Source organism: Streptomyces sp. NPDC004647, assembly GCF_040609575.1.
Classification (GTDB): Bacteria; Actinomycetota; Actinomycetes; order Streptomycetales; family Streptomycetaceae; genus Streptomyces.
The window spans coordinates 1-19,970 of record NZ_JBEXKU010000041.1; the positions used below are offsets into that span (position 1 = coordinate 1).

General features: G+C 70.9%; 22 protein-coding genes. 11 read left to right on the plus strand and 11 right to left on the minus strand.

Features of this window, described 5'->3' with window-relative positions:
• Window positions 1–486 (minus strand): methylmalonyl-CoA mutase family protein (locus ABZW18_RS19310; protein WP_356188865.1); only part of this gene is annotated, 486 nt, incomplete at its 3' end.
• Window positions 486–2,372, minus strand: a complete 1,887-nt coding sequence (locus tag ABZW18_RS19315; protein WP_356188867.1) for a methylmalonyl-CoA mutase family protein — start codon at window positions 2,370–2,372, stop codon at window positions 486–488. The genes ABZW18_RS19315 and ABZW18_RS19310, both read right to left, overlap by 1 nt.
• A gap of 101 nt (window positions 2,373–2,473) precedes the next feature.
• On the opposite strand from ABZW18_RS19315, the gene cobF reads away from it, so the two are divergent.
• The gene (gene cobF, locus ABZW18_RS19320) at window positions 2,474–3,283 is read left to right on the plus strand and encodes a precorrin-6A synthase (deacetylating) (protein ID WP_356188869.1); all 810 of its coding nucleotides are present in this window, start codon (window positions 2,474–2,476) and stop codon (window positions 3,281–3,283) included.
• Here cobF and ABZW18_RS19325 read toward each other — a convergent pair.
• Window positions 3,204–4,064 (minus strand): cobalt-precorrin-6A reductase, encoded by an 861-nt coding sequence (locus ABZW18_RS19325; protein WP_356188871.1) that lies wholly within the window; start codon window positions 4,062–4,064, stop codon window positions 3,204–3,206. The two genes, cobF and ABZW18_RS19325, sit on opposite strands and share 80 nt — an antisense overlap.
• Window positions 4,065–4,638: 574 nt before the next feature.
• On the opposite strand from ABZW18_RS19325, the gene ABZW18_RS19330 reads away from it, so the two are divergent.
• Both ABZW18_RS19330 and ABZW18_RS19335 read left to right on the plus strand, forming a co-directional pair.
• Window positions 4,639–5,580, plus strand: a complete 942-nt coding sequence (locus ABZW18_RS19330) for a hypothetical protein (protein ID WP_356188873.1) — start codon at window positions 4,639–4,641, stop codon at window positions 5,578–5,580.
• 10 nt (window positions 5,581–5,590) lie between these two features.
• Window positions 5,591–6,616 (plus strand): zinc-dependent alcohol dehydrogenase family protein, encoded by a 1,026-nt coding sequence (locus tag ABZW18_RS19335; RefSeq protein WP_356188875.1) that lies wholly within the window; start codon window positions 5,591–5,593, stop codon window positions 6,614–6,616.
• Window positions 6,617–6,650: 34 nt separating this feature from the next.
• Here the strand turns inward: ABZW18_RS19335 and ABZW18_RS19340 are convergent, their stop codons facing one another.
• A complete protein-coding gene (locus ABZW18_RS19340) occupies window positions 6,651–7,220 on the minus strand; it encodes a TetR family transcriptional regulator (RefSeq protein ID WP_356188877.1) in 570 nt (189 codons plus the stop codon).
• A gap of 119 nt (window positions 7,221–7,339) precedes the next feature.
• Here ABZW18_RS19340 and ABZW18_RS19345 point away from each other — a divergent pair, with 119 nt between their 5' ends.
• Window positions 7,340–8,131 (plus strand): SDR family NAD(P)-dependent oxidoreductase, encoded by a 792-nt coding sequence (locus tag ABZW18_RS19345; protein ID WP_356188879.1) that lies wholly within the window; start codon window positions 7,340–7,342, stop codon window positions 8,129–8,131.
• A gap of 135 nt (window positions 8,132–8,266) precedes the next feature.
• A complete protein-coding gene (locus ABZW18_RS19350; RefSeq protein WP_356188881.1) occupies window positions 8,267–8,962 on the plus strand; it encodes a glycoside hydrolase domain-containing protein in 696 nt (231 codons plus the stop codon).
• Window positions 8,963–9,058: 96 nt separating this feature from the next.
• Here the strand turns inward: ABZW18_RS19350 and ABZW18_RS19355 are convergent, their stop codons facing one another.
• The 5 genes from ABZW18_RS19355 to ABZW18_RS19375 form a co-directional block, all read right to left on the minus strand.
• Window positions 9,059–9,274: a DUF397 domain-containing protein gene (locus ABZW18_RS19355; protein WP_356188883.1), complete on the minus strand. Its 216-nt coding sequence runs from the start codon at window positions 9,272–9,274 to the stop codon at window positions 9,059–9,061.
• Window positions 9,275–9,283: 9 nt separating this feature from the next.
• Entirely contained in the window at window positions 9,284–9,598 is a 315-nt protein-coding gene (locus ABZW18_RS19360; RefSeq protein WP_356188977.1) for a Scr1 family TA system antitoxin-like transcriptional regulator, read from the minus strand.
• Between the two features lie 136 nt (window positions 9,599–9,734).
• Window positions 9,735–10,925 (minus strand): methyltransferase domain-containing protein, encoded by a 1,191-nt coding sequence (locus tag ABZW18_RS19365; RefSeq protein WP_356188884.1) that lies wholly within the window; start codon window positions 10,923–10,925, stop codon window positions 9,735–9,737.
• Complete coding sequence (locus tag ABZW18_RS19370) at window positions 10,926–11,069, minus strand: hypothetical protein (protein ID WP_356188885.1); 144 nt, start codon at window positions 11,067–11,069, stop codon at window positions 10,926–10,928.
• A 301-nt stretch (window positions 11,070–11,370) separates the two neighbouring features.
• Window positions 11,371–11,583, minus strand: coding sequence for a hypothetical protein (locus ABZW18_RS19375; protein WP_356188887.1), 213 nt, complete (start codon window positions 11,581–11,583; stop codon window positions 11,371–11,373).
• Between the two features lie 138 nt (window positions 11,584–11,721).
• Between ABZW18_RS19375 and ABZW18_RS19380 the strand changes: the two genes are divergently transcribed.
• On the plus strand, window positions 11,722–12,900 hold the full coding sequence (locus ABZW18_RS19380) for a helix-turn-helix transcriptional regulator (protein ID WP_356188889.1): 1,179 nt from the start codon (window positions 11,722–11,724) through the stop codon (window positions 12,898–12,900).
• 114 nt (window positions 12,901–13,014) lie between these two features.
• Here ABZW18_RS19380 and ABZW18_RS19385 read toward each other — a convergent pair whose 3' ends face one another.
• Together ABZW18_RS19385 and ABZW18_RS19390 are read right to left on the minus strand one after the other, a co-directional pair.
• On the minus strand, window positions 13,015–13,791 hold the full coding sequence (locus ABZW18_RS19385) for an NAD(P)H-binding protein (RefSeq protein ID WP_356188891.1): 777 nt from the start codon (window positions 13,789–13,791) through the stop codon (window positions 13,015–13,017).
• 46 nt (window positions 13,792–13,837) lie between these two features.
• On the minus strand, window positions 13,838–14,650 hold the full coding sequence (locus ABZW18_RS19390) for a sigma factor-like helix-turn-helix DNA-binding protein (RefSeq protein WP_356188893.1): 813 nt from the start codon (window positions 14,648–14,650) through the stop codon (window positions 13,838–13,840).
• Between the two features lie 151 nt (window positions 14,651–14,801).
• Here ABZW18_RS19390 and ABZW18_RS19395 point away from each other — a divergent pair, with 151 nt between their 5' ends.
• The 5 genes from ABZW18_RS19395 (at window position 14,802) to ABZW18_RS19415 (ending at window position 19,927) form a co-directional block, all read left to right on the plus strand.
• On the plus strand, window positions 14,802–15,758 hold the full coding sequence (locus tag ABZW18_RS19395) for a lysylphosphatidylglycerol synthase domain-containing protein (protein ID WP_356188895.1): 957 nt from the start codon (window positions 14,802–14,804) through the stop codon (window positions 15,756–15,758).
• 218 nt (window positions 15,759–15,976) lie between these two features.
• Window positions 15,977–16,471 carry a helix-turn-helix transcriptional regulator gene (locus ABZW18_RS19400; protein WP_356188897.1) on the plus strand — a complete coding sequence of 165 codons (495 nt, stop codon included), beginning with the start codon at window positions 15,977–15,979 and terminating at the stop codon, window positions 16,469–16,471.
• A gap of 55 nt (window positions 16,472–16,526) precedes the next feature.
• Window positions 16,527–17,120: a hypothetical protein gene (locus tag ABZW18_RS19405; protein WP_356188899.1), complete on the plus strand. Its 594-nt coding sequence runs from the start codon at window positions 16,527–16,529 to the stop codon at window positions 17,118–17,120.
• Window positions 17,113–18,321 (plus strand): MAB_1171c family putative transporter, encoded by a 1,209-nt coding sequence (locus ABZW18_RS19410; protein WP_356188901.1) that lies wholly within the window; start codon window positions 17,113–17,115, stop codon window positions 18,319–18,321. The genes ABZW18_RS19405 and ABZW18_RS19410 overlap by 8 nt, the downstream gene beginning before the upstream one ends.
• 331 nt (window positions 18,322–18,652) lie before the next feature.
• The gene (locus tag ABZW18_RS19415; RefSeq protein WP_356188903.1) at window positions 18,653–19,927 is read left to right on the plus strand and encodes a cytochrome P450; all 1,275 of its coding nucleotides are present in this window, start codon (window positions 18,653–18,655) and stop codon (window positions 19,925–19,927) included.
• Window positions 19,928–19,970 lie beyond the last annotated feature (43 nt).

Sequence of the window (19,970 nt, forward strand, 5' to 3'; positions counted from 1 at the left end):
GATGGAGTCGATGGCCACGCCCGCCAAGCCGACGTCGCCGGTCACGCGCGGGTGGTCGCGGTCGTACCCGCGGTGGGTCGGCAGGTCGAAGGCGACGGACAGACCCTTCTGGCCCGCCGCGAGGTTGCGCCGGTAGAAGGCGTTGGACTCCTCGGCCGTGGAGAAGCCCGCGTACTGGCGGATCGTCCAGGGCTGGTTGACGTACATGGTGGGGTACGGGCCGCGCAGATACGGCGCGACGCCGGGGTAGGTGGACAGGAAGTCCAGCCCCGACAGGTCCTCGGAGGTGTAGAGCGGCTTGACGCCGATGCCCTCCGGGGTCTCCCACACCAGGTTGTCGTCGGCCTTGCCGGTGCTCTCCTTCAGCGCGGCCCGCCACTGTTCGCCGGTGACGCCCGCGCCTGCGGTCTCGGACTCGGCCGGTTCCAGGTCGATGCCGGAGAAGTCCGGGACCTGCCCCTGCTTTCCCGTAACTCTGTCCTGCATCACGCCACTCCCAGCTCGTCCAGTACGGAGGAGAGGACGGCGACCGCGTCGCCGCCCGCGACGGCGAACGCGTCGACTCCCGCCCGTTGATACGCGTCCCGCTGCTCGCCCGGCCGTCCCGCGAGGAACACCGGGCGGGCGCCCGCCGCCTTGAGGGCGGCGGCCACTCCCTCGGCCTGCTCCGCGTACACGGTGTCGCTCGAGCAGAGACAGGCCGCCCCGGCGCCGCTTCGGGCGAAGGCTTCCGCCGCCGACTCGGCGTCCACGGACACCGGGTCGTGGACCGGTTCGACACCGCCCGCCTGGAAGAGGTTGGCGGCGAATGTCAGTCGGGCGGTGTGCGCCGCCGCGGAGCCCAGGGCCGCCAGGAACACCCGCGGTCGGGCACCCGTCGCGGCCAGATGCGCGTCCGAGCGGGCCCGCAGCGCCTCGAAGGCCTCGTCGCGGCGGACCCGCGGCAGGCCACCGGACGGCCGCGCCGGGGCCGGTTCCCGCTCCACGGGCGTCTCCGCCAGGTTCGGGAACTCGCTGACGCCGGTGACCGGTTCACGTCGGTGGGCCAGATCCGCGGCGCGGCGCTCCCAGGTGTCCGACAGCCGCTCCGCGACGAGTCCGGCGCGCAGGGCCGCTGCCTGTCCGCCGGCCCGTTCGATCTCCTGGAACCAGGTCCAGGCGGCGTGGGCGAGTTCGTCGGTGAGCCGCTCCACGTACCAGGAGCCGCCCGCCGGGTCGATGACCTGTGCCAGGTGGGATTCCTCCAGCAGGATGGAGGAGGTGTTGCGGGCGATCCGGCGTGCGAAGGCGTCCGGCAGACCCAGTTCGCTGTCGAACGGCAGCACGGTCACGGCGTCGGCTCCCCCGACCCCGGCGCCCAGACACGCCACCGTCGTACGGAGCATGTTCACCCACGGGTCGCGCGAGGTCATCATCACCGGGGACGTCACCGCGTGCTGGAGCTGCGCCGCCGCGGCCGGGGCCGCCCCGGACACCGCGGCGACCCGCGCCCAGAGCCGCCGCGCCGCGCGCAGCTTGGCGATGGTCAGGAACTGGTCGGCCGTCGAGGCGAAGCGGAACTCCAGCTGGGCGCAGGCCGCGCCGACCGGCAGTCCGGCCTCCGTCAGTTCGCGGAGGTAGGCCACACCGGTGGCGAGGGAGAGGGCCAGTTCTTCGGCGGCCGAGGCACCGGCCTCGTGGTACGGCAGGGCGTCGACCGCGAGCGCCCGCACGCCGGGGTAACGCCGGTCGCAGAGCGCGGCGAGTTCGGCGGCCTCCGTCAACTGCCGTGCGAGGTCCGCGTCCTGGCTGGTACGGGCCACCAGCCCGAGCGGGTCGGCACCGAGCCGGCCGAGCGCTGCCTCCTCGGGCACCGCGCGCTCTTCGTAGAGCCGGAACAACTCGCGTGCCGCTGCCGCGAATTCGGCGCCGGGCTCCAGGGCGACCGGAGCGAGGTCCAGGTAGACGCCGTCGAGAGCCTGCGGCAGGCCGGTGACCGGCAGCCCGGCCTCGCCGACCGCGAGCCAGACGGAGGTGACGCCGTTCTCCAGGTCGGCGAGCAGAGCTTCGTTCGACCGCTTCGGGTCGGGGTGGGTGTGGCGCTGGCGCACATCCCAGCCGGATACGGCGGTGCCCTCGGGCCTGCCGCCCCGGAGGAACGGCGGGAAGCCCGGGTACCCGGGGTCCTCGGCACCGTCCTCGGCCGTGTACAGCGGGCGGGTGGCGAGCCCGTCCTGGAGTTCGGTGCTGAGCGCGTTCTCGGCCGCCGTGCCCGAGATGTCGGTCTTACCCGACTTGCGCAGCACGCCTTCTACAAGGAGCTGCCACTGTTCGCGGGTCGCATCCGGGAACTCGGCGGCCAGGGAGAACCCGTCGTCGGGCAGGACCGTCATGGGGGGAAGATTAGGCGAGGTGGCCCCCTGAGCAGCAGTCCGCTCAGCTGTGACCTTGACCTCGTTCGATCACAGCGCCCCCGTACGGCAGACTCGGCACCGTGAGAAAGATCCTCGTCATCGGTATCGGAGCGGGCGACCCCGACCATCTGACCCTGCAGGCCGTCAAGGCGATCAACTCGGCCGACGTGTTCTTCGTTCTGGACAAGGGTGAGGCGAAGTCGGATCTGGTCCGGCTGCGCCACGACATCCTTCAACAGCACGCCGGACAGCGGCCGTACCGGGTGGTGCAGGCACAGGACCCGGACCGGGACCGTACGGCCCCGTCCTCCGGGTACTCCCCCGCCGTCGACGACTGGCGCCGCCGCCGGGCCGACATCTGCGAGCGGCTCATCCGCGAGGAGTTGGCGGACGGCGAGTGCGGCGCTTTCCTGGTCTGGGGCGATCCCGCCCTGTACGACAGCACCCTCGGGATCCTGGAGGACATCCTCGACCGCGGAGAGGTGTCCTTCGTCCATGAGGTCGTCCCGGGCATCAGCAGCGTCTCGGCGCTGGTGGCCGGGCACCGGACGGGGCTCAACCAGGTGGGCAGACCGGTGCAGATCACCACCGGCCGGCGGCTGTCGGAGGGCTTCCCTTCCGGCGTGGACGACGTGGTCGTCATGCTCGACGCGCACCGGACCTTCAGCCGGTTCCGGGACGAGGATCTGCACATCTACTGGGGCGCGTACGTGGGGACGCCCGACGAGATCCTCATCTCCGGCAGGCTGTCGGAGGTCGCGGACCGCATCGAGACCGTGCGGGCGGAGGCTCGGACGCGCAAGGGCTGGATCATGGACACGTATCTGCTGCGCCGGGTCCCGGCGCAGGGTCCGGAGCAGGTCGCACCGGAGGGCGGGGCAGGCGGGTGAGCCAGTCGGCCGCGCCCGCCACGTCCGGTACGGAACGCACCCCTTCGGGCAACGGGGGCCGCCGGACCACCACCACCGGGAGCCCGAGTTCCGTGGCAGCCTCCAGCTTCGCCGCCGTGGCCCGGCCGCCGCTGTCCTTGGTGACCAGGACATCGATGCGATGGCTCCGCAGCAGCTCTCTCTCGCCCTCGACGGAGTACGGGCCCCGGTCCAGAAGGACGCGGGCGTTCCGGGGCAGCGGCGGCTCGGGCGGCTCCACCGCCCGTACGAGGAACCACAGGTCGTCCAGGGCCGCGAAGGCGGCCAGGCCCTGACGGCCGGTGGTGAGGAAGATCCGTCCGCCGGGCCCGCCGAGGCCGGGCAGGAGGGCGGCGGCCTCCGCGAGCGAGGAGACCGGGTGGCGGCGCTCACCCGGACCGGCCGTCCAGCCGGGCCTGCGCAGCGCGAGCAGCGGAACTCCCGTACGGGCGGCTGCCCGGGCCGCGTTGTGGCTGATGACCTCGGCGAAGGGGTGGGTGGCGTCGACCACCGCGTCGACCGCGTGCTCGCACAGCCACGCCGCCAGGCCGTCGACTCCGCCGAAGCCGCCGGTCCGTACCTCACCGACAGGCAGCCGGGGCTCGGCCACCCGGCCGGCCAGCGAGCTGGTGACGCGCAGGGAGGGCTGTTCGGCTGCCAGTTGGGCGGCGAGCCGGCGGGCCTGTGCGGTGCCGCCGAGGATCAGCACATGGCCGGCATCCCTGGCGTGCCTGCGGGAACCCTCGCTGTTCGCAGACCCCATGGCTCCTTCTCCCGCTCCTCCCGCGCCTCCTGCTCCTCCCGCCTCACCCCGCCCCGCCGCCCCGCGTACGGCCCGGGGGGTGTTGGTGACGGGGCCCATCGTTGCATTCGCCGGACAGATGGTGTTCGGCCGCCTGAGGACCTGCGCCCGGGGCCGCCCGGGTGCCGACGCGCACCCACTGGTGCCGGGCCCCGCGCCCAGCGGGCGGGCGGGCGGCAGGCGCGTCCGACTGATCGTTGCGAGGGCAAGCACCAGCGGGTCCGCCCCGGATTCGCGGCGTTCTCGGTGCCAACGTCCTGACCTGCGGTTTCTGAGCCGCAGACCCGCGGTAGGCCCCGCACCTGGCCGCATCCGTACATATTCGAACATATCCGGATGGATTAAGCCGTACCCGGATCGATTCGGCCATGCGGCTTCGGCCTGCTGCCGGGCCCGCTTCCCCCGTGGATACCGGGATTCCGCCGGACCGGCTCCAGGGGAAATACACCGGATGGCCGGGGGGCCGGTTCGCTCGACGCGCCGTTCCCGGGGGGTCCCTGCGACCATAGGGGTAGCCGGGGACCACGATCCACGAGTGACAGCGAGGACTGCGATGACCGGCATCCAGGACAAGGCGCAGCAGGGCCACTCCCACCAGCGGCCGGGGCCGTCTCGGCCGTCTCCCCTCTATCAGGGCAAGACCTCGTTCGACGACATCTACGACCAACCCGACCCCCGTGACTACTTCCGCGGGCTGCGGCCGCTGGAATACCAGATTCCGCACCATGCCCAGCGCATCTTCCAGCGCCTGCTGCCCGCTCTCGGAGCGGTGACGGGGCGGGACCAGCAGGTCCGCGTGCTGGATGTGTGCTGTTCCTACGGCATCAACGCCGCGCTGCTGAACCACGATGTGACCCTGGACGACCTCTACCACCGCTACACCGACCCCCGAGCAGCCGCGCTCAGCAGGGATGAGCTGATCGAGCGCGACCGGGCCTTCTACGCCCGGAACCGCCTGCCCGGCGCCGCCCACATGACCGGTCTCGACGCAGCGCGCAACGCGGTGGCGTACGCGCGCGCCGTCGGCCTGCTGGACGAGGGCTTCGGCGAGGACCTGGAGCTCACGGACCCCAGCCCCGCGCTGGTGCGCGCGCTGGGACCGGTCGAGCTGATCACGGTGACGGGCGGCGTCGGCTACGTCACCAGCCAAACCTTCGACAAGCTCCTCTCGCACATCGAGGGACCGGTGTGGGTGGCCGCCTTCGTCCTCCGGACGGTCGACTACGGGTCCCTCGCCGACACCCTGGCCCGCCACGGACTGGTGACACAGCGGGCGACGTCGCGCACCTTCCTGCAGCGGCGTTTCAGCGATGCGCGCGAGCAGCAGAACGCGATCGAGGCGGTCCTCGCCACCGACCGGTCACCGGAAGGCAAGGAGACCGACGGCTTCTACCACTCCGAGCTGTACCTCTCACGCCCCGCCGAACACGCCGCCGCGTTCCCCGCTGACGAGATCCTGGACCGGGCGATCCACTGAGGGGACCGGGATGGACCCACTCGAGTCGGCGCAGGCCTCCTGGGTGGTCGAGCGGCCGGGCCCGATCGGCTCGGGCCCGTTGCGGCTGGTGGAACGACCGATCCCGGCGCCCGGGCGGCACGAGTTGCTGCTGAAGGTACTGGCCTGCGGCGTGTGCCGGACCGATCTGCATCTGGCGGAGGGCGATCTGCCTCCCCACCGGGCGAACTGCACCCCGGGACACCAGGTGGTGGGACACGTCGTCGCCGCGGGGCCGGGTGTCGACGACGCGCTCCTCGGCGAGCGCGTAGGCGCCGCCTGGCTGGCCGACACGTGCGGTCACTGCCGCTTCTGCCGTACCGGACGCGAGAACCTCTGCCCGCGGTCCCGCTACACCGGCTGGGACATCGACGGCGGTTACGCCGAGTACACCGTCGTCGATGCCCGGTACGTCTACCGGCTGCCGGAGGGCTGGACCGACGAGGAGACCGCGCCGCTGCTGTGCGCGGGAATCATCGGCTACCGGGCGCTGCTCCGCGCCGACCTGCCACCCGAGGGCCGGCTCGGCATCTACGGTTTCGGCGCCTCCGCTCATCTGACCGCCCAGCTCGCCCTGGCCCGGGGCGCCGCGGTGCATGTCGTCACCCGGTCACCGGAGGCGCAGCGGCTGGCGCTGGAGCTGGGGGCGGCAACCGCCGGAGCGGGCGCCCCTCCGGAACCGCTGGACGCCGCGATCCTGTTCGCACCGGTCGGCGACCTCGTACCGGTGGCGATGGAGGCGCTGGACCGGGGCGGGACGCTCGCGGTCGCCGGGGTCCATCTGACCGCTGTGCCCGCCCTCGTCTACGAGCGGCACCTGTTCCAGGAGCGCACGCTGCGCAGCGTCACGGCGAACACCCGGGAGGACGGGCGGGCCCTTCTCGCCGAAGCGGCGCGGGTACGGCCCCGGGTGGAGTTGACCCGCTATCCGCTGGACCGCGCCGACCGGGCGCTGGCCGACCTCGCGGCGGGCCGGATCACCGGGGTGGGCGTGCTGTGCGGACCGGGATCGCGGTGAGCACGCCCGCGCGTCCGGTGCCGCCCCGCGGTGGTCACTCGGGGCGCTGCGGTCCGCCCACGAGCATGAGCAGCGCGTCAACGAGATCGTCGGCGGCGGAGCCGGTGGCCAGCCGGCGCAGCTGGATTCCGGTGACGAGCGCGACGGCCGCGCTCGCGGCCCGCTCCGCGTCGGGTACGCCCAGGGCGCTGAGGATCGAGGCGGCGAGCCGGTCGTAGGCCGCGAAGCACTCGTCGGCGGCGGCGCGCAGCTGCGGGTCGCGGCCTGCCTGGATGTACAGCTCGAACGAGGCGATGTGCTCGCTGTCGAAGCTGGTCCGCGCCGCCACCTGGCCGACCAGGACGCCGGCTTCCGCCAGACCCACGTCGTCCGCCCGGTACTGGGCGGCGAGTTCGGTGAACCGCCGTGTCTCCTCGGCGACGAAGGACCGCAGGCTCTCCCTCAACAGGTCGTGCTGTGTCGCGAAGTGGTAGGTGACCGAGCCGAGCGAGACGCCCGCTTCCTTGGCGATACGACGGTTGGTCACGCCGGCGACGCCGTGCTCACCGATGATCCGCAGTACGGCGCGGATGATGCGGTCTCGGGTGTCGGCCGGTCTGGACATGCCGTGCATTCTTCCACTGCGGCCGGGCTGTTCTCACCGGGCTCGCACCGCTCCGACCACACGTTCGCTAATGTTCGTTCGAACGAACGACTTCGACCTTCGACGACAGGTGGACACGCATGCGCATCGCCGGCTCGACCGTCCTGCTCACCGGAGCGACCGGGGGCATAGGGCAGACCCTCGCCCGCCAACTCACGGCCAGGGGCGCCACTCTGCTGGTCACCGGGAGGCGCGCGGAGGCGATAGAGCCCTTGGCGACGAGCCTGGGCGCCCGGGCGATCGTCGCCGACCTGGCCGACCGGGCCGATGTCGAGCGGCTGGCCGAAGAGGCCGGCGAGACCGACATCCTGATCGCCAACGCCGCGCTCCCCTCCAGCGGTGAAGTCCTCGACTACACCACCGCTCAGCTCGACCGCGCCCTCGAGGTCAACTTCCGCGCGCCCGTCATGCTGTCACGGCTGCTGGCGCCGCGGATGGTGACAGCGGGCCGCGGCCATCTCGCGCTGATCGGCTCGCTGTCGGGCCGGACCGCCTCAGCGGGCACCTCCGTCTACAACGCGACGAAGTTCGGCCTGCGCGGGTTCGCCCTGGGGCTCCGCCAGGACCTCCACGGCACCGGAGTCGGCGTCTCGGTGGTGCAGCCCGGATTCGTCCGCGACGCCGGGATGTTCGCCGACACCGGCGCCGCTACGCCCGGGGGAGCCCGTACGGTCTCCCCCGGCCAGGTGGTGGCCGCGGTGATCGGCGCGATCGAGCGCGACCGGGCCGAAGTGAACGTCGCACCGCTGGAGTTGCGCCTGGGCAGCGCCGTGGGCGGGCTCTTCCCGAGCCTGGCCGCCCTGGTCCAGCGCCGGGCCGGGGCCGACCGCGCCGTACGGAGGATCGCCGAGAGCCAGCGGAACAAGCGCTGAGCGGTCCGACAGCTCCACAAGCCCGTGCTGCCGGGCCCATTGACACGTCAATGGGCCCATGACACGGTTTCGCGACCCAGCGAGACAACGTTGTCAGTGGAGGGTACGTATCTCATGCGGCTGCCGGTCGGAAGGATGCGTGCACGCACAGCGGGGGCGAGCCTGCTGACCGCGGTGCTGCTGTGCAGTGGTGTACCGGTGCTGCTACCGGCCGCCTCCGCTCCGGCCGAGCCCGCCGAGCTGGTGAATCCGTTCGTCGGCACCCAGAACTTCGGCAACACCTTCCCCGGTGCGAGCGCGCCGTTCGGCATGGGCAAGCCCACGTACAACCCGAACAACGAACCGGATCTGCACGCGCCGTACATGTATCTGTGGGCGGGCGCACCGGCGAAGACCGCGACCGTGGTGCGGGCGGCGATGACCCTGTTCACCAACGGCCCGGACGGGATGACCGGCAACGACGACCTGGGCACCATGTCGGCGTGGTACGTCTTCTCCTCGCTCGGCCTCTATCCGACGATGAGCGGTGCGAACTTCCTGGCACTGTCCAGCCCGCAGTTCGCGTCGGCGACCGTCCGGATCGGTTCGTACGGCAAGCGGCAGGGCGGCACCCTGAGGATCACGGCGCCGGGGGCCGGTGACAGCAGGCGGTACGTCCGGAGCGTGTCGCTGAACGGCCGGGATGTGCACCGGACATGGCTCGACTGGGACGGCATCGCGCACGGCGGCACACTCACCCACGAGCTCGGCACGTCACCGTCCTCCTGGGGGACGGCCCCCGGCGACGAGCCGCCGTCGGTCGGCGGAGCTGCCGCCGACGGTGGGAGGTAGCCCCGCGGAAGGCCGGTGAGCCGCGAGAGAACCCCACCCTCGTCGGCGAGAGTGGGGCTCCTGGCTCTGCTCTGTCAACGATCCGGCTCAGCCGGCTCAGGTCGGGAAGTCTCCGGCCTTCACAGCCGAGACGAAGGCGGACCAGGCGTCAGCAGGGAAGACCAGCGCCGGACCCTCGGGGTCCTTCGAGTCACGGACGGGCATGACAGCCCCGTAACCGTCCGCAACCTCGACGCAATTGTCGCTGGACGCGCTGCTGTAGCTGCTCTTGCGCCACTGGGCGTTGTTCAGATCAGGTCGTGTGGCGCGCATGGGTAGCGGTCATCCAGTACCTCTCGGATCAACTTTGCCGTTGCGTCCGGTGAGAGTGCGTTGGCTTGCAGGCGGTCGTAGACGGCCGCGTACCTGATGACATTCATCGTCCGGTTCTTCGATCAGTCTGCCCGAGCGGATGCCCTCGCTATAAGCCATTTGTCCGCCAGGAAGGGTGAGCAGCGTCAGCGAACCACCCAGCGCGGCAGGTTCCACACGGTCGTACGGCAAGACCTGGACATCGGCGCGCGGCCGTGCTGCCAGCTCCAACAGGTGCTCCAGCTGTACCCGCATGGCCGCACGGCTGCCGACGATCCGGTACAGACCTGAGCTGCCGCGTCGTCCGAGCCGACAGCCGCTCGCGTCACCGTGAGGACACCTCGTGTGTCGCCACTCTGGCGGTCACGCCTGCACCATGGCGATGAGCCCCCCGTCTTCGGACGGGGGGCTGCATGGGGTTTCAGGTGCCGTCACACCTCCTGGTAGTTGGTACGGGATGGTCGGGGCTGTCCAGCCAGACCCAGTGGCCCCGGTTGTCCACCGTGAGGCCGAAGCGCTCGAAGCCGGGCTGACCTTGCTGGTACCACCACCGCCAGGCAGCCTCCAACTCGTCCCACAGCCTCCGAGGGCCGGACTGCGCGACCGGGTACTCCGCTCCGCCCTTCTCGTAGTCAGCCGTGGCCCAGCTCGTCACGTCCGTATCGAACAGCCACAGCCGGTACGCCCCCTCCCCACCTGGCTCGACCCGACAGAAGAGACCGGGCACCTGCACGCCAATGGCGAACATGTGGATCCAGTCGCCCACGTCGTCGGGCGAGAGCGTCGTCGTGGATGCCACTCCACCCGCCGGCCACTCCTTGCCGCCGAGGTACCGGCGCGTGGTCGGCAGGCTCTTGCGCTGCTCTCGCAGGCGCATGAATGCCGAGGAGCCTACGAACGAACCCGAGGCGTATCCGTCGTCGTCGACCATGAGCCGGGCGATCGCTTCTCCGCCATACGTCGGACCCCACGGCGCGACAATGATGGAGCCCGGTTTGGCCTGCCCCACCCACTGGGACGGGATGTGCCCGACAGAGCAGGTCGCAATGATCCGGTCGTACGGGGAGCTCTTGCCGTATCCCTGTGTGCCGTCGCCGACGACGACCAGAGGTGTGTAACCGGCGGCGAAGAGATGCCCCTTCGCCTCCGTGGCCGTGGCCTCGTCCACCTCAACCGTTACGACGTTGTCATCCCCGACCCGATGAGCCAACAGGGCGGCATTCCAGCCCGTGCCCGTGCCGATCTCCAGCACATGGTTGCCTTCCTCCACACTCAGTGCGTTGAGCATGGAGAAGACCATGGTTGGCATGGAGTTCGAGGAGGACGGGGTCTTCCCCTTACCCGGTCCGGTGTAGGCCCCGTCGTCCCACTGGGTAGTGATGGGCGCGTCCGTGTAGACGGCTTTCCACCACAGTTCGGGGGACTCCGATCGGACCACGCGGTCGTCCTGCCGATTCATCCCCGCCCGACCCGGCCAGATCACGTCTGGGACGAACCGGTCTCGCGGCACGGCCTTGAACGCCGACAGCCAGTCGCATGTCAGCGCTCCCGATTCCATGAGCCCGGAGGCCAGCCGGTCGGGGCTGGCCTCCGTCACCTCCTGAGCAGTCACTTACTTCCCGTCCGCCGGACCCTGGCCGTCGTTGGTGTTGCCGCCCTCATCGGAGCCGCCTCCACCGTGCTTGTTGCCGGAGTTGCTGTCATCCTGCTGGCTCCCGCCGCTATCGGATCCGGACGCTTCGCCATGCTTCGACATGATGGACTCCTTCTCTCGGCGCTGATGGGTTTCCTTCGTACTGTTCTTGCCATGCGCACCCGTCCCGACCGCCCGACCTGTCCTCATCAGTGGGGGACGGCCGGAACGGGGACTTGCACCCGTCCCGGCGAGGCTCCATCCAGGCGGGGCACCGGAGATGGAGTCATCTCGCCGAGACGGGAGTTCAGTTGGACAGTGGGCGGTACACGAGGCGTGGCTCGGCCATGAACCACAGCCCCTTGCCTTCAAGGATCATCTGGCCACCAGGGGGGCTCCGCTCGCGACTGGTCCCACGCCGCAGTCACGCCCTCTCCTCGATCCACTCGGCCAAGCGAGTGATCAGATCAGCTGAGGCGCTGCCGAGATCCACCATGGACCTTCCCATCACGGGGTAGGTGCCCTGGACGGTGGGGAGAGTGAAGCCCGCGCTTCGGAGAGCACTGTTCAACTTGACTGCCGCTTCGCGGCCCTGACTGATGGACTTGTCCGCGCCGTCCGCCTTCTCGCGCTTCACGGGCCCTCCCTCGTCGGCTGCTGTCTGTAATCAGTCAACTGCGGAGGATCAAGATCGGTTAACACAAAGCTTGCACAACTGCTTCCGGCCAAGCTTCAGTTGACGAGAGCGAGACCCTGACATGGAAGAGTTGGTGCCATGGAGAGCACGCCCGCCGCAGGTGAGAACATCGCTGTGCTACGCAAGGCGCGAGGCGTAGGCCAGGCCAGGCTCGCTCGGGATGCAGGAATCTCACTGTCCTACCTGAGCAAGATCGAGGTGGGGCTCAGACCGGCCACACCACCCGTCGTCGCGGACATCGCCAAAGCGCTTCACGTCCCCACGGCCAGGATCTACGGCCAACCTTTCCTCGGCCCATCAGAACAGGCCGACTTGCTCAACGACCTCCGCAGCGCAGTCCGGCGACACACGCTCCCCAAGGAGGACATGCCCACTCGTGATGTCCTGTCAGCAGCCCTCGGCAGGGCGGCTGAGCTCCGGGCCGAGGCCCGGTATCTCGAACTACTGCGAATGCTCCCGAAGCTCCTGGGGCAGACCACAGCAACCGCCCTGACCGCCGGAGGTGACGCCACGGCATGGGGGCAGGTGGCCGACGTGTACGGGTGCGCCTACGCCGTCGCCCACCGTCTGGGCCAGCCCGACCTCGCCGATATGATCGTGTCTCGACAGAGCTGGGCCGCCCAGCAGACCTGGAATCCCGAGGCCGAGGCTGCGACAGCCTGGAACGAGGCCGGCACGTACCAGAGCGCGGGCATGTATGAGGACGGGCTGGCCATAGTCGAGCGGGCCATCTCCAAGTTCGAGGCGGCGGGACGCGGGAGTGGGCCCAACAGGATCATCCCTCTCGGATCTCTCCACCTCCGAGGGGTCGTCCTGGCCTCCCGGCACAAGGACAAGCGCGCCACTGAAGACCATCTGAGCAAGGCTCGGGAACTGGCCAGAGACCTCCCCGATGACGTCGTCCGGCACAACCTGACGTTCGGCGGCGGGAACACGGCTCTGTATGAGCTGGCTGCCCACGTCGAGCTGGGACAGCCGGACAAGGCGTCGGAGATGGCCGGACCCCTGATCACCGCACCTCCGACAGGCTTGAAGCCGAACAGGGTGGGTCGGCTGTACATCGACGCCGCCCGAGCCCGACTGGCGACCAAGGACCTCCAGGGGGCCGAGGAAGCACTGAAGGCAGCCTTCTCCGTTGCCCCGCAGATGGCGGAAGTGCATCCCATGAGCCGCGAGGTTCTCCGGGTCCTGTTCGTGCTGCACCAGAGGAGCCGGCCGGACCTGGTGGCCATGGCGAGGAAGTCCGGGTTGTCCTGAAGCGCCGCCCCTCCTGGTCTCTGGTTGCCGCCCGGGCCACGGGACGGCAGGCGGATGTGCCGGGTTGGTTGCTGTGGCCTCAACCCCCGGCGCCGCGCCATGTTCGCGTCGGCGTCAGCGGGCGACCTTCTCGGCCAGGTATTCCTCCCAGGTCCGCCGGCCCACCGCGCGGTCGGGCGCGGTCAGAGCCCCGGAACGAGAGCCCGCGCCGACCTTCCCCGGGATGAACACCGGCAGGACGAGGCGGCGCTTGCCCGCCGCCCGCAGCCAGCTCCCGGCCAGCCGGTCTGCCGTGTACACCGTTGGCCCGGCCAGGTCCGGCACCTGGCCGGCCGGTCCGTCCAGCGCCGACTCGACGAGCCGGTCCGCGACTTCACCCGGGTCAACCGGCTGGCAGACCGTGCGGGCCGGCACGATGACCACGGGCAGCTTGGACAAGACGGTAAAGGCCCTGTCCAGCAGCTCGGGGAACTGAGTGGCGCGTAGATTGGTCCAGCCGATTCCCGAAGCCGCCAACAGCCGCTCCCCTTCCAGCTTGATCCGGTAGTAGGGGTAGGGGATCCGGTCGATGCCGACGATGGAGATGTTGACGACGTGCTCGATCCCGGCTCGCTCCGCGGCCTCCAGCAGGTGGTGGAAGGCCGGGATGTCGTTCTTGAAATGCCGGATGTCGGTCGCACAGTGAATGATCGTACGGACCCCGGCGAACGCCTCGTCCAGACCCGCGCCGCTCGCCAGGTCACCGGTGAACCAGGTCACCCCCGCATCGCCTGGCCGCACGGCCCTGCGGGTGAGCGCCCGCACCGGCAACCCGGTGCGGCGCGCCCGCTCCAGCACCTCGCGGCCGAGTACGCCCGTCGCACCGGTCACCATGATCCCGTCGTTCTTCATCAGCCAGCCCTTCTCGTGTTGCTGTCACTCATGAAGAACCGACGACTCACGTGTTCTGTGACGGCTCCCGCAACTGACCGGCCAGAAAGGCCAGTTTGTCGGGGTTCACGACGATCCGGATCCCGATGATCCCCGCCTCGCCGACCTCCAGCGCACCCAACGAGGTCAGCTCGCCGTCCTCCCAGCCAAGCGCCACCGCACTGCCGTTCGCCTCGACGATCTCTGTCCGCACCCCACTCGCCCAGCGGGTGAACAGGCCTGCCAGGTACCGAGCCACCCTCTCCCGGCCCACCACCGGCCGCCGCGCCGCACCGACCTTGCCGCCACCGTCCGACCACGCAACCACGTCGTCGGCAAGCAGCGCCTCCAACTGCTCCATCACCCCCTGCGCCGCCGCATCCAGAAACCGGGCCAGCAACCCGCTGCTCGACTCCGGGGACGACACGAACTTCCGCCGGCCGTCCGTCACATGCTGCTTCGCCCTGCGGTACAGCTGACGCGCGTTCGCCTCCGAGCAATCGATCACGCCCGCGATGTCCCGATGGCTGTAGCCGAACGCGTCACGCAGCACCACCGCCGCGCGCTCCGGCGGCGTCAGACGCTCCATCAACACCAGCACCGCCAGCGACACCGCCTCTCGCTGCTCCACCATCTCCATCGGCCCCAGTGCCCCGCCATCGGTCCGCACCGGCTCCGGCAGCCACGGCCCCGGTGCAGTGACCTGCCCGGGCTCGGCTCCATGCCACCGCAGGTACGCATCCTGCACGGCATCCTCCGCCTCCGCCGCCGACCCGAGCATCCGGTACGCCAACGAGAACAGCCGGGGCCGGTGCTCTTCGAACTGCTGCGCCTTGTCCATGAGCGCAACGCTAGAAGATCATTGAAGATCTTGGTCGGGGCGTCTTACCGGGGCCAGGCGCGACTCGAGTGCGGGCGGTTCACCTCGGTGTCCTGTTCAGGCCGACCGCAGGTCGCCCCGCGTTCGCCGGGCGCGGAGAGCGTGTACGCCCATGGGGACAGACACGGCTTCCCGGTGGCGGCGGCTTCCGCTGCGCGAGATCGCGTGTCTCGTCCCCGTCGCGGCGGTGGCCGTCTGGGCTACGGGGCACTGGCGGGTTGTCGCCGAGGGTTCCGGCAGGCTGCTGACCGCCGAGCCCGGGTGGCTGGTGGCGGCCGGGGCGGCCACCGTTCTGGCGTGGGTGGCGGCAGCCTTCACCCGGCAGGGCGCGGTCGTCGACCGGCTGCCCGCCGCCCGGCTGCTGGCCACCCAGTTCGCTGCCTCCTCGGCCAATCACCTGCTGCCGTCCGGCCTCGGTGCGGGGGCGGTCAATCTGCGCTTCATGGCGGTCTGCGGGCTGCCACTGGCGCGCTCCTCCGCCGCGCTCGCGCTCTACCTGCTGGCGGAGGCGGTGGCGCGCGTCGCCCTGCTGCTGGTGCTGCTCGCCGTCTTTCCGCACGCGCTGCGGATCGGCCATCTGCTGCCCGGGGCGGGCGCGGACACGCTGATACTGACGGCCGGCGGGCTCCTCTGCGCCGTCCTGCTCGCGCTCGGCCTCGTACGGCCGTGGCGCAGGGCCGTACGCACGTTCCTGAACACCGCACTCAGCGAGGCGCGCTCGGTGCACGCCAGACCCGCCCGGGTGCTCGCCCTGTGGGGCGGATCGCTGGCCTTCCCCGCGCTCCAGGCCGCCGGGCTGGTGGCGGTCGGCCTCTCGCTGCACGTCCGCGTTCCGGTGATGCACCTGGCGGTCGCCTATCTCGCGGCCAGCATCCTGGCCGCGGCGATCCCGGCACCGGGCGGCATCGGATCGGTCGATGCCGCCCTGGCCGTGGCACTGGTCGCCGCCGGGGTCCCGGCCGCCGCTGCCGCCGCCGCGGTGCTGGCCTTCCGGCTCATCACGGTGTGGCTGCCGCTGCTTCCGGGTGCGCTGGTGCTGGGCGCGCTGGTGCGCCGGAAGGTGCTCTGAGCGCCCGCAGGCAGCGGCGTGCAACCGGCCCCGGGGGTGGGGGGAACGGGCATGCGGGCCGCTGGGGCACCGCCCAACTGGCGGTTAAGTCGGCCGTCTGACCACCATTCGGGCGGGCTGGTGCGAGCCGTTGCCCCGTGGCAGGATGCACGGCGCGGGTCCACTCACCTTAACTGGCCGTGAGGGACCGGATACTTGCTGGTTCAAGGACGGTGCAGATGGCAGTCGGGGACGGCAATTCGCCGAAGGCTGCGGGCAGCGCACTCGCCGAGCGGCTCAACTACCTGTTCGCCCATATGCACCCGCCGGGCGCCCCGTACACCAACGCGTACGTGGCCGACGAGATCAGCCGCGGGACCGACGCGTACGGCGGGGTCAGCCTCACCGAGCAGTATCTGTCGATGCTGCGCAACGCCAAGCGGGCCAACCCCAGCCCCGATGTCCTGCGCGCCCTGGCCAAGTTCTTCGCCGTACCCGTCGGCTATCTGATGGGAGACCTGTCGGCGTCCCAGGCCGAGCGGGTGGAGGAGGAGGTCCAGTTCCTGGTCGCCATGCGCGACCAGCGGGTGCGTGCCATCGCCCTGCGGTCCGTGGGCCTCCCGCCCGAGGTCCAGGACAGTCTCACCGCGATCATCTCCCAGTTCCGGCAGCAGATGAACCTCCCGGCCGACCCGCCCGACCCGGGTGGTGAGGCTCCCCGTGGCGAGCGGTGAGAGCGACCCGCTCTTCTATTCATGGCGACGGACCGGCGACGAGGACGGTGCAGACATGCGCGGACGACTGGGAGGAATGCGCCGACGGTGCAAGCAGCTCATCAAGGAACTCGGGCTGCCCGCGTCGACCGATCTGCACGGTCTGTGCGATGTCGTCTCCCACCGCGTCGGGAGCCCCATCCATCTCGTCCCGATGAGCCTGGACGGCGTGGTCTCCGGCATGACGGCGACGACCGACGACGGCTTCTGGATCTTCTACGAGCTCAAGACCTCCCCGTGGCACCAGGTCCACATCGTGCTGCACGAGATCGGCCATCTCCTCCTCGGCCATGAGCAGGACCCGGCCGTCACCGCGGAGGCCCTCCAGGTGTGGACGCCGTCGGTCGACGTCATGACCGCGATGCGCCGGCTGGGGATGACCATGAACTTCGCCCGCCACCACTGCTACGACAACCTCACCGAGCGCGAGACCGAGGTCCTGGGCACCCTGCTGATGGAGCAAGTGGTGCCCTCGTCGGCGGACCACGGCCTGCCGGTACGCGGGCAGGCGGCCGAGCTCGCCGCCTCACTCGGCCCGGCCCTCCGGCACGTACGGAATCTGAAGGACCGTGAGCCCGGCGGCAACGAAGGGGAGGACGCGCGTGTTTGACGTCCTGTACCTCTGCTTCGGCGCCGTCGCGGCCACGATCGTCGCGTACAAGACCCGTGCCTGGCTCCGGGATCTCCGCAACGTCGACCTGGGCCTGATCTGCCTCATGACCGCCGGTGTCCCGGTGGTGTTCCTTCTCTCCGCCCCCAGCGTGTACCGCGCGTTCGACCGTATGGTGGGCGTGGCGAACCTGGCCATGGTCTTCCTGTACTCGTCCGTGGTGATGTTCGCCGTCGGGGGCCTGGTGCTGATGCTGCGCTGGACCAGCGGGACGGACGAGGCCGCCCGCGCCCGTACGGTGAAACGGACCCGCGCCGTTGTGGCAGCCGTGGCGGCGGTCTGGACGGTCGCGATCGTCTTCTTCGCCGTCGGCCGGCCGGACGCCGTGGAGCACCCCCGCGACTTCAGCACCGCGTACGCCTCCACCCCCGTGGTGGTCTTCCTGATCCTTTATCTGGCCATCTTCGGGTCCAGTCTCGGCGCGCTCGGGCTCCTGTGCCCGCGCTACGCCTCCCGCCTGGGCGGCTCCTGGCTCGCCCGGGGCCTGAGAACGCTCGCCGCCGGATGCTGGCTGGGGCTGCTGTACTGCAGCTGCAAGGTGGTCGGCTTCGCCTTCTCCTGGGCGGGCCACGAGGTCTACTGGCTCTCCAACGGCGTGGCTCCGCTGAGCGCTTCGGTCGCCGCGATCCTGGTCCTGCTCGGGTTCGCCCTGCCCGCCATCGGCCCCCGCGCGTCCGCCTGGCGAAGGCTGCGGCGGCTGCACCCGCTGTGGCAGACGGTCATCTCCGGCGCCCCGGAGGTGACCATGGGGAACTCCGGCTGGTCGCGCCGGTGGCCCGTGGGCGGGCTGGAGTGGCGGGCCAACCGGCAGATGGCGGAGATCCGGGACGTCCAGCGCGGGATCCGGCGGCATGTCGAAGCCGATGTCCTCGACATCGCACGGGCCAGAGGACAGGCCGCCGGCCTCGACGAGCGGACGCTGGCCGCCGTGGTGGAAGCCGCCGCGCTCCGCCGCGGCCTGCTGAACCAGGCCGTCGGCCATGTGCCGGAGCACGGAGCCGACAGCGTGGTGGTGACGGGCGGCGCCGAACCGGCCGAGGAGCACGAGCACTTGGCGCGGGTCGCGGACGTCTACCGACTGCCGCTGGTGGACGAGGTGCTCGAGGAATTGCGGGAGCGGAGCGCCGCACGGCGCCGCTGACAGCGGCGCCCAGGAACGAGGTGGCCCGGCACGGGGGTCCGGGCCGCCTGCGACAAGGGCGGCGCCGGGGACGATGGTCCCGGCGCCGCCCCTGCGACCTTCTGCCGATCCCGGGGCAGCGCGGCGGTGCCGGGATGACAACCCCGGGATGTCCCCCGTACGAGCCATGTCCCGGTCGGCGGCCGGTGCCTGGAGTGAGGAGGGCCACCCGCATCCATGGGGTCCGGCCAGGTGATCCGGCCACGCGGATACTGAGACGCCACGGCGGTGTCCTGGGGAACCGCCGTGTGCCGGGTGGGAGTTGCCGGGCCAGGGCCTAGAGTCGGGTTTCATGCAGAACACTGTCGTGTCCGGCTCCCCGGGCCCCTTAGATGCTTCAGCACTGATCGCCGACCCGTACGCCGCGTACGCCGCACTGCGGCAAGCGGGGCCCGTCCACCGGATCACCGGCCCGGACGGGCGGCCCGCGTGGCTGGTGACGCGCTATGACGACGTCCGGCGGGCTCTCGCCGACCCCCGGCTCTCGCTGGACAAACGGAACGCGCTGCCGGGCAACTACCGGGGCTTTGCGCTGCCGCCCGCCCTGGACGCCAACCTGCTCAACATGGACCCGCCGGACCATACTCGGGTACGCCGTCTGGTGGTGAAGGCGTTCACCCCCGGCCGCGTCGAGAAGCTGCGCGAGCCGGTCCAGCGGGTCGCCGACGAACTACTCGACGCCGTCGAGCCCGAGGGCCGTACGGATCTGCTCGCCTCGTACGCGGGGCCGCTGCCCATCACGGTGATCTGCGATCTCCTCGGCGTCCCGCCGCGGGACCGGCGCGACTTCCGCGCCTGGACCGACGCCCTGATCACCCCGGACCCGGAGCGGCCCGCGGCGGCGAAGGAGGCGATCGGCCACATGCTCCGCTTCTTCACCGGGCTGATCGCGAGCAAGCGGGCGGAACCCGGTGACGACCTGCTCTCCGATCTCATCGCGGTCCGGGACGACGACGGTGGCGGGTCCGAGACCGGTCCCCGATCGGGCTCCGGCGGCGACGACCGGCTCTCCGAGGACGAACTCACCTCTCTGGCCTTCCTCATCCTCTTCGCCGGATACGAGAACACCGTCCATCTCATCGGCAACTCCGTGCTCGCCCTGCTGGACCATCCGGAGCTGCTGCGTGAGTTGCGCGAGAACCCGGCCGGACTCGCGTCAGCGGTCGAGGAGTTCGCCCGCTACGACGGCCCGGGGCCGCTGGCGATCCGCCGCTTCCCCCGCGAGGACACGGTCATCGGTGGCGTGACCGTCCCGGCGGGAGAGACCGTGCTGCTGGCCATCGCCTCCGCCAACCGGGACGCCGGCCACTTCCCCGAGCCGGACCGGCTGGACCTGCACCGCGGCCAGTCCGGGCACCTCGCGCTGGGGCACGGCATCCACTACTGCCTCGGCGCCCCGCTCGCCCGGATGGAGACGGAGATCGCGCTCGGGACTCTGCTGAGCCGCCTTCCCGGCCTCGCCCTCGACGTCCCGCGCGAGGAACTGCGATGGCGGCCCTCGATCCGGGCCCGCGGTCTGCTCTCGCTCCCGGTCTCCTGGCAGCCGGGTCCACGGGCGGGCGGCTGACCTCGGCTCACCTCGACCGAGCACCCCGCCCGACGCGCATGCG